This is a genomic window from Caldimonas sp. (assembly GCF_046291045.1).
In the GTDB taxonomy this organism is placed as follows: Bacteria; Pseudomonadota; Gammaproteobacteria; order Burkholderiales; family Burkholderiaceae_C; genus Caldimonas.
Genome location: NZ_JBKBSL010000022.1, coordinates 1 through 12184, shown reverse-complemented (window position 1 = coordinate 12184; position 12184 = coordinate 1). Strand labels below are relative to the sequence as shown.

Annotated in this window: 11 protein-coding genes and 1 pseudogene; 3 read left to right on the top strand and 9 right to left on the bottom strand. The window is 69.3% G+C overall.

Annotated features, from left to right (window positions below; all coding sequences use genetic code 11):
• The first annotated feature begins 225 nt into the window (after nt 1–225).
• The 3 genes from ACK4ZD_RS09585 to ACK4ZD_RS09575 are packed head-to-tail and all read left to right on the top strand — an operon-like array spanning nt 226 to nt 4088.
• Nucleotides 226–1005 (top strand): DUF4394 domain-containing protein, encoded by a 780-nt coding sequence (locus ACK4ZD_RS09585; protein WP_409660944.1) that lies wholly within the window; start codon nt 226–228, stop codon nt 1003–1005.
• Nucleotides 1006–1017: 12 nt separating this feature from the next.
• Nucleotides 1018–1623 carry a methylamine utilization protein gene (locus tag ACK4ZD_RS09580; RefSeq protein ID WP_409660942.1) on the top strand — a complete coding sequence of 202 codons (606 nt, stop codon included), beginning with the start codon at nt 1018–1020 and terminating at the stop codon, nt 1621–1623.
• Nucleotides 1620–4088, top strand: coding sequence for a putative bifunctional diguanylate cyclase/phosphodiesterase (locus tag ACK4ZD_RS09575; RefSeq protein WP_409660939.1), 2469 nt, complete (start codon nt 1620–1622; stop codon nt 4086–4088). Before ACK4ZD_RS09580 ends, ACK4ZD_RS09575 begins: the two co-directional genes overlap by 4 nt.
• A 26-nt stretch (nt 4089–4114) precedes the next feature.
• Here ACK4ZD_RS09575 and soxZ read toward each other — a convergent pair whose 3' ends face one another.
• The 9 genes and pseudogenes from soxZ to ACK4ZD_RS09530 form a co-directional block, all read right to left on the bottom strand.
• The gene (gene soxZ / locus ACK4ZD_RS09570; RefSeq protein WP_409660936.1) at nt 4115–4426 is read right to left on the bottom strand and encodes a thiosulfate oxidation carrier complex protein SoxZ; all 312 of its coding nucleotides are present in this window, start codon (nt 4424–4426) and stop codon (nt 4115–4117) included.
• 28 nt (nt 4427–4454) lie between these two features.
• Entirely contained in the window at nt 4455–4922 is a 468-nt protein-coding gene (gene soxY / locus ACK4ZD_RS09565) for a thiosulfate oxidation carrier protein SoxY (protein WP_409660933.1), read from the bottom strand.
• 115 nt (nt 4923–5037) lie between these two features.
• Nucleotides 5038–5328: a metal-sensing transcriptional repressor gene (locus ACK4ZD_RS09560; protein WP_409660930.1), complete on the bottom strand. Its 291-nt coding sequence runs from the start codon at nt 5326–5328 to the stop codon at nt 5038–5040.
• A gap of 29 nt (nt 5329–5357) precedes the next feature.
• Nucleotides 5358–6398 (bottom strand): SLAC1 anion channel family protein, encoded by a 1041-nt coding sequence (locus ACK4ZD_RS09555; RefSeq protein ID WP_409660927.1) that lies wholly within the window; start codon nt 6396–6398, stop codon nt 5358–5360.
• An 18-nt stretch (nt 6399–6416) separates the two neighbouring features.
• Entirely contained in the window at nt 6417–6641 is a 225-nt protein-coding gene (locus ACK4ZD_RS09550; RefSeq protein ID WP_409660924.1) for a DUF2892 domain-containing protein, read from the bottom strand.
• A gap of 36 nt (nt 6642–6677) precedes the next feature.
• Nucleotides 6678–9917: an efflux RND transporter permease subunit gene (locus ACK4ZD_RS09545; protein ID WP_409660921.1), complete on the bottom strand. Its 3240-nt coding sequence runs from the start codon at nt 9915–9917 to the stop codon at nt 6678–6680.
• A gap of 19 nt (nt 9918–9936) precedes the next feature.
• Nucleotides 9937–11010, bottom strand: coding sequence for an efflux RND transporter periplasmic adaptor subunit (locus ACK4ZD_RS09540; protein WP_409660918.1), 1074 nt, complete (start codon nt 11008–11010; stop codon nt 9937–9939).
• Nucleotides 11011–11222: 212 nt separating this feature from the next.
• Entirely contained in the window at nt 11223–11630 is a 408-nt protein-coding gene (locus tag ACK4ZD_RS09535; RefSeq protein ID WP_409660915.1) for a DUF2306 domain-containing protein, read from the bottom strand.
• Between the two features lie 346 nt (nt 11631–11976).
• Nucleotides 11977–12114, bottom strand: a pseudogene (locus ACK4ZD_RS09530) (IS5/IS1182 family transposase); the annotation flags it as partial.
• Nucleotides 12115–12184 lie beyond the last annotated feature (70 nt).

The following is a 12184-nucleotide window of genomic DNA, read 5'->3' as shown; positions in this document are numbered from 1 at the left end:
CTGCGCCCAGGGTCAAGTCCGGTTGACCATTGCCGATATGGTGACGAGCATGTTGGTCATCCGGATCACGGAGGTGTGTCGATGAGTCGTTCCCGCTGGGCCCTAGCGGCCAGTCTGATGTTGGCTTTGGGGGGGTGTGCCGTCCCGCCGGCGGCTGTGGAGCCGGCGCCACCCGCCCCGCTTTCTGCGGCGGCTCGTCCGGTCGCGGCCCCCCTGAGGGTGTGGGTGCTCACGGCGTCTCATCAGCTCGTGCGCATCGATCCGCAACGTCCTCAGCAAGTCTTGGAACGGGTGCTGCTGCTGGGCTTGGCCGCAGGCGAAGAGATCGTTGGCATGGACTACCGCGTTGCTCGCGGCCAGCTCTATGCGCTGAGCAACCAAGGGCGGCTCTACACCCTTGACCCGACGCAGGGCCGCTTGCAGCCGGTGGGGGCTTCGACCTGGCCCGTCGGTTTGAACGGCCACGCTGTGGGGTTCGACTTCAACCCCGCAGCCGACCGTATCCGCATCGTCACCGAGCGGGGCCAGAACCTGCGCGCGCATCCCGACACCGGGGCGCTGGTGGATGCCGACCCGACGGCCGAGGGCTTCCAGCCCGACGGCACCCTGCGCTATGCGAACGGCGACCCGAACGCCGGCCGCGCGCCGCGCCTCGAGGCCGCGGCCTACACCTACAACAAGCAGGACGAGAAGCTCACCACCAACTACGCCATCGACGCCGGCCTGGGCCTGCTGGTGCGCCAGGGCTCGCTGGAAGGCGCGCAGCCGGTGGTGTCGCCGAACGCGGGCCTGCTGTTCACCGTGGGCTCGCTGGGCCTGGCCACGCCGCTACGCCATGTGTCCTTCGATATCGCTGATCTCGACAACACCGCGCTGGCCGCGGTGACGCTGCCGCGCGAGCGCGTGTCCCGGCTCGTGCGTATCGATCTGCAAAGCGGCCGTGCCCAGGTGGTGGGCATCATCGGCTCGGGTGAGCCCGTGCGTGCTTTGGCCATCGAACCTTGAGGGGGAATAGCCATGCGGCGGGCTCTGCGTTGGGGGATCGGGTTGGCGGCGGCGCTGCGGGCCGCGATCGCCATCGCGGCCGACGTCACGGTGAGCGTGCTCGATGCGACAGGCCGACCGCTGGACGAGGCGGCGGTGGCCTTGCTGCCCCGCAGTGGGAGCGTTCCCGCCTTGCCGCCGGGGGCCCAGGCGGTCATCGAGCAGCGCGCGCGCCAGTTCGTGCCCCGGGTGACCGTGGTGCAGACCGGCACGCCGGTGCACTTTCCCAACCACGACACGGTGCGCCATCACGTTTATTCGTTCTCGCCCATCAAGCCTTTCGAGATCAAGCTCTATGTGGGCACGCCCGCCCAGCCCGTGGTGTTCGACAAGCCCGGCACGGCGGTGCTGGGCTGCAACATCCACGACCAGATGGTGGCCTGGGTGCATGTGGTCGACACGCCCTGGTTTGCCGTGACCCGTGAGGGCAAGGCCCGCATCGTCCAGGTGCCTGTGGGGAACTACCTGCTTCAGGTGTGGCATCCGCGATGGCCGGAAAGCCGAGCCCCCCATCGCCAGCCGATCACGCTGCAGGCGCGCGGTGCCGAGGTGGAGGTGCGGCTCGAGGTGGGGCCATGATGGCCGCCTGGCTCGACCGTTCGCTGCCGGAGTGGTTCTCGCGTCGGCTCAGACGACGCATCGTCGCGACCTTCCTCGGGCTGTTGCTGGCGGTGCAGGCCTTGAGCTTTCTGGCCACGCGCGAGAGCGTGGCCCGCAATGCCCGCAGTCAGATCGCCCAGGAACTGCAGCTTGGCGAGCGCGTGTTCCGCCGCTTGCTGGGGCAAAACGCGCAAAAGCTCAGCGACGGGGCCACGCTGCTGGCGGCCGATTACGGTTTCCGTTCGGCTGTGGCCACCAAGGACGCCGAGACCATCGGCTCGGTGCTGCTCAACCACGGCGAACGCATCGGGGCCTCGATCGCGCTGTTGTTGGACACGGACTTTACGCTGCGCGCTGCGGCGCAGCAGGAGGCCACGGCCTTGATGCCGGCCGTGCACCGCCTGGCCGAGCGTTCGGCCTCAGGCATGAGTCAGCGCCCGGCCAGCGAGATCGTCACGCTCGGCGGCCACGCTTATCAACTCGTGATGGTGCCCCTGCGGGCCCCGCTGGTGATCGGCTGGGTCGTGATGGGATTCGACATGGGCCCGGCCTTGGTGCGCGACCTGCGTGAGATCACGGCCTTGCACGCCAGCTTGCTGGTGCGGCCCGACGACCCCGGGGCTTGGCGCCTGGGCGCCTCCACACTGGCGCAAGATCTGGCCGTTGCGCTGACCACAGTGGACTGGGGGCCGGACGCGGCGGCCGCGCAGCAGGCGTCCTTGATGATCGAGGGCGAAGATTTCAGCGCCCGCAGCTTCGTGCTCAACCCGGACGACGGCGGCAGCGTGCGGGCGGTGCTGATGCGCTCGGTCGACGAGGCCGTGGCGCCGTATCGACAGCTCCAGCTCGTGATGGCGCTGATCACCGTGCTGGGGGTGGGAGTCTTCGCAGCGAGCAGCGTGTTCACCGCCCGGCACATCACCACCCCGGTGCGAGCCCTGGTGCGGGCGGCCGAACGGCTGGGTCAGGGCGATTACCACTCCCCCGTCCAGGTGAGCAGCCCTGACGAGATCGGCGAACTGGCCCAGGCCTTCGAGCGCATGCGCGTGAACGTGGACGCCCAACAACGCGAGATCACCCGCCTGGCCTACTGGGACAGCCTGACCGGCCTGCCCAACCGCGCGCAATTCAGGGTGTCGGCGTCACAGGCTCTGGCGGAAGTGCGCCGCCCTCCCATGCCGATGAACGGCGAGCGCCGGGTGGGATCCACCGGTCACGTCTCGGTGCTCATGCTCGACATGGACCGCTTCAAGCACGTGAACGACGTGATGGGCTACGAGATCGGCGATCGTGTGCTGCAGCAGGTGGCGCAGCGGCTCGGGCGCGTCTGCGTGCGCCAGGGCGACCTCGTGGCGCGTCTGAGCGGCGACGAGTTCGCCGTGCTGTTGCCGGCCACCGACACCCACGATGCCTTGCGCGTGGCCGAGCGCGTGGCGGCGGCCTTCGAGGCGCCGCTGGTTCTGGAGGACCAGACCATCGACCTGCGCGCCAGCATCGGCGTGGCCACGAGCCCGGACCATGCCCAGGATGCCGACACGCTGCTCAGCCGCGCCGAGGTGGCGATGTACGCCGCCAAACGCCGTGGCGCTGGCGCGCTGGCCTACGACCCGGCTTTCGACTCGGGCAGCGCCCGCACGATCTCGCTGCTCAGCGCATTGCGACGCGCCATCGACGGCGGCGAGCTGCGCTTGGTGTTGCAGCCCAAGGTGGCCTTGCGCACCGCACGTGTCGAAGGGGCCGAGGCCCTGGTGCGCTGGCAGCATCCACAGCGCGGCCTGGTGCCGCCGATGGAGTTCATCCCCTTTGCCGAGCAGACCGGCTTCATCCGCACCCTCACCGCCTGGATTCTCGACGAATGCCTGCGCACCTGGCGCGCGCTGCACGCACAGGGCCGGGCCGTGCCGCTGTCGGTGAACCTGTCCACGCGCGACCTGATGGACGTGGAGCTGCCGCACAAGTTCGCCGCCCTGCTGCAGCGTCATGGCGCCCCGGCCGAGGCCCTGTGCCTGGAGATCACCGAAAGCGCCATCATGGACGACCCGACGCGCGCGCAACAGACCTTGGAACGCCTGCACGAGATGGGCCTGCGGCTGGCCATCGACGACTTCGGCACGGGCTACTCGTCCCTGGCCTATCTCAAGCGCCTGCCGGTGCACGAGCTCAAGATCGACAAGTCCTTCGTGATGCAGATGGAGCGCGACAGCGACGACGCCAAGATCGTGCGTTCCACCATCGACCTGGCCCACAACCTGGGCCTGTCGGTGGTGGCCGAAGGGGTGGAGACGGCCTCCCACTGGCGCGCGCTCAGGAGCCTGGACTGCGACCTCGCCCAGGGCTACCTGGTGGCCCGGCCACTGCCGGCGGCCGAGTTGCCCGCCTGGATCGAGCGCTGGACCGAGCACGACGCGCGCGTCTTGCTCGAATCGCCTACCACCGTCTTGTGAAGTTAGGGTCGGCCCGAGGGCGCCGATCAGATCACGGCGGTTTCGTCGGTGCGGGTGGCGCCGCGATTGTCCACCCAGGTGATGGCGATCCGGTCGCCGGCCTTGGCCCCCTTCACCACGAACTGAAGGAAGGGGTTCTTGGAGATCGCCGGCCCCCAATGGGCCGTCATCACCACTTGGCCATTGTGGCGCACGCTCACCTGCTGGATGTGCCAGGCCGGGATCACGGCGCCGGCGGCGTCCTTGCGCTGGCCGGTTTCCATCTCGTGGGCCATCAGCACCCGCACGGTGGCCTTGCCTCCCGAGGCCTGGGCCCGCAGCCGCATCGGTTCGGTCATTTCCTTGGCTCCTTGCCGTCCCCGGCGTTCAGAATCCGCAGCCGCCCAGCGTCACGCGCACGTCCTTGCGCGCGAACAGCACGCGGCCGTCGGCCAACACCGCCACGCCGTAGACGTTGGACGACTCGCTCATCTTCACCCGCGTGGACAGGCTGGGCTCGATGGCCTCGGTGAGGTCGAACACGGCCGCCAGGATGTTGGGGTTCTTCTCGATCAGCAGCATCAGCCGCTTCACGCCGGGCAGCGCAGTGGACAGGCCCAGCTGCACCAGGGCACCGTTTTCGGCGATGTCCGGGGCGCTGAGCTGGACCTCGGCGCTGGCCACGGGACGGGCGTGGCCCAGCACCTTGAGCGCCTCGTCCATCGAGCGCGTCTCGAAGGCGGCCTTGGGATAGGCGCCGGCCTGGGCCAGCGCGGCACCCGGCCACACGCCGGCCGCGGCCATCAGCGAGGCCACGGTGGCGGCATGGGTGAGTGCCTGTCTGCGGGTGGGCATGGGGGCTCCTGGAAAGTGCGGCCTTTTCACAATGGCCGCAGCCCGAATTGTCTCAGGGCCCATGGCCCCACGCGCAGCGCGTCCAGGGAAGCCGACCCGCAAGCCGGGTTGAAGCTCAGCGCACCTTGCCCAGCAAAGCCTCGACGTTGTCCAGAACCTCACTCAGTGCCTCGGGCGTGCCGCCGGCCTGCTCCAGCCGTGCGCCCAATTCCTGCTCCATGAAACACACCGTCATGCGCACATAGGTGCTGTCCAGCGCCTTGCGCACGGCCGACATCTGCTGGGCGATGTGCAGGCAGTCCTCGCCCTCTTCGATCATGCGCTGGATGCCGCGCAACTGCCCCTCGGCGCGTTTGAGGCGGTTGAGCAGATCGGTGCGGGACTTCTCGTTCTGGAGGACGGACATGGCGCAGCCTTTCGAGGCAGAAGGGGCGTTCATGGCGATTGTCCCTCGGTCGGGGTGGCCTTGCCGGGCGGTGGCGTGGGTGGCCCGGCCGCGGCAGGGCCTTCCGCCACGAGCAGGGTGCCCCGGCGCAGGCCCTGCCAGGTGCCGCGCAGCAGGCCCAGCACCACCAGCGACACCACTGCCAGCAACGCCACTGCCAGCACCTGCACGAGCGGGGTGTCGGCCAGCGTCCAAGTGAGCGCGGTGAAGGCCGCCAGCGGGAAGGACAGGGCCCAGTGCGTCACGCCGAAGGGCAGCGCGACGATGCGCCGCCATTGCGTGCCGGCCCACCACGCAAACACCAGCGCCATCCCCCAGGCACCCCACCCGATGAGCACCGGGGCGCCCATTTGCATCAAGGCCAGACCCATTACGGCCGGTGGGGCCGTATGGATGAAGGCTGTGGGCATCAGCCGTTCGGGCCACAGGCCGGCCGTGGCCTTGCGCACCATGATCAGCACCAGCACCACCGGCCAGAAGATCAGACCGATGCCGAACTGGGCTGCTGACCAGTGCGCCTGGCCCAGCGGCACGCCGGCCAGGGGTACCAGCACATTGCCCACGATGGGGATGAACAGGGCCGGCGTGATGCCCGCCCACACCAGCCCACCCGGCAGGTGGCCCCGCCACCATCGGGTGATCACCCACAGCGTCACACCCAACTGCGCAGCGCTGCCCAGCGCCCACAGCACCAGCGCCACGGTGCTGGGCCCGCGATGGGCCACCCAGGCGGTCACCAGCAGCAGCAGCGAGATGGGCACGGCGGCCCAGAAGGCATGGCGCACCGGGTGGTGCAAGTCTTCGCGGACGGCCTGCGGATGACGGTGCCAGCGCCACAACGACAGCACCAGCAGCGCTGCGAAGACCAGCCCGGCGAAGGCGCCCAGCGCCATCGACACGCCCTCGGCCACGGGGCCCATGCGCCGGGCGGCCTGGTGCCAGGCCAGCGCCAGACCGGCCAGCCCCATCACGATGGAGAACCAGCCCGGCATCAGGTAGGCCAGGGGGTTCGGCTGCGGCGCAGTGCTCATGGCGGGGGCCCCGATCGTTCAGCGTGCGCAGCTCGCCGGCGCGTCGGGCACGCCCAGCTTGCGCAGGATGATGCCCAGCGGGCAGAAATTGGTGAAGCCGAACTGGAAGAGGTTCAGGCCCACGAAGGCCGTGAAGGCCAGGAACCATTTCGAGACGAACAGCGGGCTGCCCTCCACGCCCAAGGCGAGCGAGATCAGGATGAAGGCGCCGGCAAAGATGCGGATCAAACGTTCGACGGTCATGGTGTGCTCCAGTGCAGTCAGTGAGGAAGAAAGGTTTCAGGCGGCCTTGCCGGCTTCGTACCGATGGCGGTAGGCCGCGTAGTACAGGACCGGGATGACGACCAGCGTGAGCAGGGTCGAGACCAGGATGCCAAAGATCAGCGAGACGGCCAGGCCGTTGAAGATGGGGTCGTCGAGGATGAAGAAGGCGCCCACCATGGCCGCCAGGGCCGTCAGCGCAATGGGCTGCGCGCGCACGGCAGCCGAGCGCACCACGGCGTGCCGGAAGTCGGCGCCCTCGCGCAGCTGCAGCTCGATGAAGTCCACCAGCAAGATGGAGTTGCGCACGATGATGCCCGCCAGCGCGATCATGCCGATCATCGAAGTGGCGGTGAACTGCGCGCCCAGCAACGCATGGCCGGGCATCACACCGATCAGCGTGAGCGGGATGGGCGCCATGATGACCAGCGGCGTGGAATACGAGCGGAACTGCGCCACCACCAGCAGGTAGATCAGGATCAGGCCCACGCCGTAAGCCGCGCCCATGTCGCGGAAGGTCTCGTAGGTGACCTGCCATTCGCCGTCCCACTTGATCGCGTACTCGCGGAAGGGGTCGTCCGGCTGCGAGATCCAGTACTCGCCCAGGGGGCCCGCGCCCGGCAGCGCGGCCTCATCCAGGCGTGCACGGATGGCCGCCAGGCCGTACAGCGGCGAGTCCAGACGGCCGGCCATGTCGCCCATCACGTAGTGCACCGGCAACAAGTCCTTGGTATATAGCGGCTTGTCGATCACGCCGCGTTCCACGCTCACCAGCTCCGACAGCGGCACCAGCCGGCCGTCGGCGGCCTTCAGTGGCAGGGCCAGCAGGGCGTCCAGCCCCACCTGGGCTTCGCGCGGCAGCTGCAGGCGCACGGGCACCGCGTACTTGCTGTGGCCGTCGTGCAGGTAGGCCGCATCCGCGCCCGACAGCGCGCCGTGCACCGTCTGAGCCACCACGGCCACCGGAATGCCCAGCGCCTCGGCGCGCGAGCGCTGCACGCGCAGGAAGACGCGCGGCGCATCCTCCTTCAAGGTGGTGTCGATGGCCACGATGTCGGGGGTGGCGGCAAAGGCCTCGGCCAGGCGTCGGGCCAGCGCGCTGCGGCCGGCCTCGTCGGGGCCGTAGACCTCGGCCACGATGGGCGAGAGCACCGGCGGGCCCGGCGGCACCTCCACGAGCTTCAATCGCGCGCCGTGGCGTTGCGCGATCGCATCCAGGTCCGGGCGCAACCGCTGCGCGATGGCGTGGCTCTGTTCCTTGCGCTGCGACTTGTGCACCAGGTTGACCTGCAGGTCCCCCTGCTCGGCCTCGGCGCGCAAATAGTACTGGCGCACCAGGCCATTGAAGGTGATGGGCGAGGCCGTGCCGGCATACGCCTGCAGGTCGCGCACCTCGGGCTGGGCCGACAGGTAGGCCCCCAGTTCGTGCAGCACGGCCGCCGTGCTTTCCAGCGGGGTGCCCGCGGGCATGTCCACCACCACCTGGAACTCGCTCTTGTTGTCGAAGGGCAGCATCTTGAGCACCACCCACTGCACCACGGCCAGGCCGGCCGACAACAGGAGCGCTGCCAGCACGCCGCCCAGCAGCAGCCAGCGCTTGCGGGCGCTGAGCAACAGCGGCATCAACAGCGCCTCGAAGACGCGCTGCAGCCGCCCGGACAGACTCTGGGGCGCGCCGCCCTCAACGTGCGCACCGCCGTGCGGCTTCATCAGCTTGAGCGCCAGCCAGGGCGTCACGGTGAAAGCAATCGCCAGCGACAGCGCCATGCCCATGCTGGCGTTGATCGGGATGGGGCCCATGTAGGGGCCCATCAGCCCGCTCACGAAAGCCATGGGCAACAGTGCGGCGATCACGGTGAGCGTAGCCAGGATGGTGGGGCCGCCCACCTCGTCCACCGCCAGCGGGATGATCTCGCGCAGCGGCCGTCCAGGCGAAAGGCCCAGATGGCGATGCACGTTTTCCACCACCACGATGGCATCGTCCACCAGGATGCCGATGGAAAAGATCAGCGCAAACAGCGACACGCGGTTGAGCGTGAAGCCCCAGGCCCATGACGCGAACAGCGTGACCGTGAGCGTGAGCACCACGGCTGCGCCCACGATCACCGCCTCGCGCCGGCCCAGGGCCAGCCCCACCAGCAAGATCACCGAGCCGGTGGCGAAAGCCAGCTTCTGGATGAGCTGGTTGGCCTTTTCGGCGGCGGTCTCGCCGTAGTCGCGCGTGATCGTCATCTGCACGTTCGACGGCAGCACCGTGTTGCGCAGGGTATCGAGCCGCTCGCGCACGGCGCGGGCCACGTCCACGGCATTCTCGCCGGGCTTCTTGGTCACGCTCAGCGTCACCGCGGGGTAGGCTGCGCCCACTTGGCCGGCGTGGGACTCACGCCCCGGCCCCGGCGTGAACCACACGTGGCGCACCGGCTGCGCCGCGCCCGCGCTCACCTGCGCCACCTCGTGCAGGTAGACCGGCCGGCCCTGGTGCACGCCCACCACCAGCGAGGCCACGTCCTCGGCCGAACGCAGGAACTCGCCGGTCTCCACGCTGAGCATCTGGCTGCTGGCCGCGTCGATCACCTGGCCTGAAGGCAAGCCCAGGTTCGCGGCGGCCAGCACCTGGCGCAGACCAGCCAGGTCCACGCCCCGTTCGCGCAGCCGCGTCGGGTCCAGCGCCACCTGCACGCTGCGGCCGGGCCCACCGATCGTCACCACCTCGCGGGTGCCTTTCACGCGCTTGATTTCCGCTTCCAGCGCATGGGCCACACGCTCCAGCTCGAAAGCCGAGGCGGCATCCTCGCTCCACAGCGTCACCGCCAGCACCGGCACGTCATCGATGCCCTTGGGCTTGACGATGGGCGACAGGGCCCCCAGATCGCGCGGCAGCCAGTCCTGGTTGGCGTTGAGCACGTCATACAGCCGCACCAGCGCCTCGGTGCGCGGCACGCCCACCTCGAACTGCACCGTCAGCACGGCCAGCCCGGGACGGGCCACCGAAAACGTGTGCTCCACCCCGGCGATCTGGCCCAGCACCTGCTCGGCGGGCCGGGCGACCAGCGCGTGCACGTCGGCGCTCGATGCACCGGGGAAGGGCACCAGCACATTGGCCATGGTCACATTGATCTGGGGCTCCTCTTCGCGTGGAGTGACGAGCACCGCGAACAGACCCAGCAGCAGGGCCACCAACGCCAGCAAGGGCGTGAGGGTGTGGGCCTGGAAGGCCGCGGCGATGCGGCCCGACAGCCCCAATTCAGAAGAAGACACGCTCACCGGGCAGGCTCCTTCAGGGTTGCTGCGGCACGGCGCCCGCCAGGCCCGCTCGCACCGGGTCGGTGGCCACCGCCTGACCTTCGCTCAGCCCGGCCAGCACCTCCACACCGGCCTGGCCATGATCAGCGCCCGTGCGCACGGCCTGCAGAACGAAGCGGCCCTCGCGCGCCACGTACACGGCGGTCAGCTCGCCGCGACGCAGCAGCGCCGAGGCCGGCACCGTGAGGCGTTGCCCCGCGGCCTCGGAGCCCGGGCCGCTTTCGCCAGGCAGCGACAGGCGCACGCGCACGGCCTGCCCCGGCACCGCTTGGCCCACGTCGGCTGCGGCCAGGTCCAGGCGCACCTCCAGCGTCTGGGACACCGGGTCGGCACCGGGCAGCACCGTCACTTTCGCGGGCTGCACCCAGCGCCCCGAGGGCAGACGCACCTGCGCGCGGGCCCCCTCCCCCAGCGCGGCGCGACGCGAGGCCGGCACGTACACCACCGCCCGCATCGGCTGGGGCGCATAGACCGTCACGACCGGACGGCCTGGCGTGGCGAGGTCGCCGGCTTCCACATGGGTGGCCAGCACCAGGCCGTCATAGGGTGCGACCACGGTGGTGAAGCTGCGCGCCAAGGCGGCCTGCCCCCGCCCGGCTGCAGCCTCGGCCAAGCCGGCTTCGGCGGCCAGGAAACGCGCCTCGGCGGCGTCCAGGGCGGCCTGGCTGATGAAACCCTGCTTCTTCAATTCGCGCTGGCGCTCCACGTCGGCGCGCGCCTGCGACAGCGCCGCCCGCGCCTGCGCCACACCTGCATCCCCCCGGGCCACCGAAGCCTGCGCCTCGCGCGGATCGATGCGCGCCAGCACCTGCCCGGCCTTCACGACGTCGCCGGCCCGCACGGCCAACTGCACCACATTGCCCGGCACCTGCGCGGCCACCACGCTCTGGCGCACGGCTTCCAGCCGGCCGTCCAGCTCCAGGCCCTGACCCACGGCGGCGGCACGCACCGCCACGGTGGGCACCACCACGCCCTGGGCGACCCCCTCGCCGGCGGCCAGCACCAGGCCCAACGCCATCGCCCGAACGAGCGTGTCGGCTCCTTGCATACCACCTCCGGTTTGATACTGTATGGAGTATAAGTATATACCCATTAGGGTATGGGTTAAGTGGAGCCTGAAAGGCAAACGCCCGGCCGTGCCGGGCGTTGTGGGGGTGGCGCGCGTCGTCGATCCTCAAAGCTCAAGGCGGGCCCGCCCACACCGCGCGGCGCCGATCGCGCTGGCGGCCGCTTCGCCCGCCGCTCGCATGGGGGCGGCCCTCACCGTGCGCCGAACACGAACTGGCCCAGCATGCGATAAGGCAGCAGCGTGAAGGCGCCAGCGATGGCCAGTCCCGCGAACGTAGAAGCCATCGTGTAGGAGTGAGCTCGCAGGTTCCCCCGACGAGCATGAAGCACGCCAAGCGGGACGGCGACCAGCACCACCACGCTGAGCACATGAATCATGCTGAAACGTCCGCGCCCTTGGATGGCGAAGGAGATCGCTGCGGTGGCGAGCATCAGGCAGACCCATACCCAGCCCAAGATCTTGTGCAACCTGTCCCCCTTCCTGCGCGCCAGAGACCAAACCCCGATGGCCAGGGCGCCCAGAGACAGAGACAGGTGCAGCAAGACATACCACGGGGCGGCGGCGATCGAGTGGATGACCACGGCGGAGCTTGTATTCATGTCGAGTCGTATGCGTGCTGCCGAGGAGGGCGCCAACGCTGGTCATGACAATGGCGAAGCCAAGGCCAGTGTTGACGCTCGATTGACCGACCAGTCAGGCGCGGCAGCGGTGAAAGACGTTTGCAGCGCCGGCCGCTTGCATGGTGTGGCCGCACGGATGACCCTGCCATCACAGCCCGCAGCACCTCGCGGCCCATCAGCAGACCGCGTCGATTGTGCAGCAATCAATCATCCGGGACCCCACACCTACCTGCGCATGTCCAAGCTCAAGCACCTGCCGGCCAGCCCGTTCGCGCCGGCGATGCCTCAGTGACGGTGATGCTTTCCACACGAAACGGCATAGAGCCGTCTTGGCACGCGGGGCGTGCGGTGCAATCAGCGCCAGCAGCTCGGACCACGGCACCACCAGGTTCATCTCGTCCAGAAACACAGCCTTGCGCGTGCGCCGCTTGCTCAGGTTCAGTCCAAGGTCTTGTTGCTTCATGGCTGTATTGTCAGGCCATGCGCGGCCGGTCACAGACCACGGGGGCAGTGTTTTGAACACCTTCCCTAAC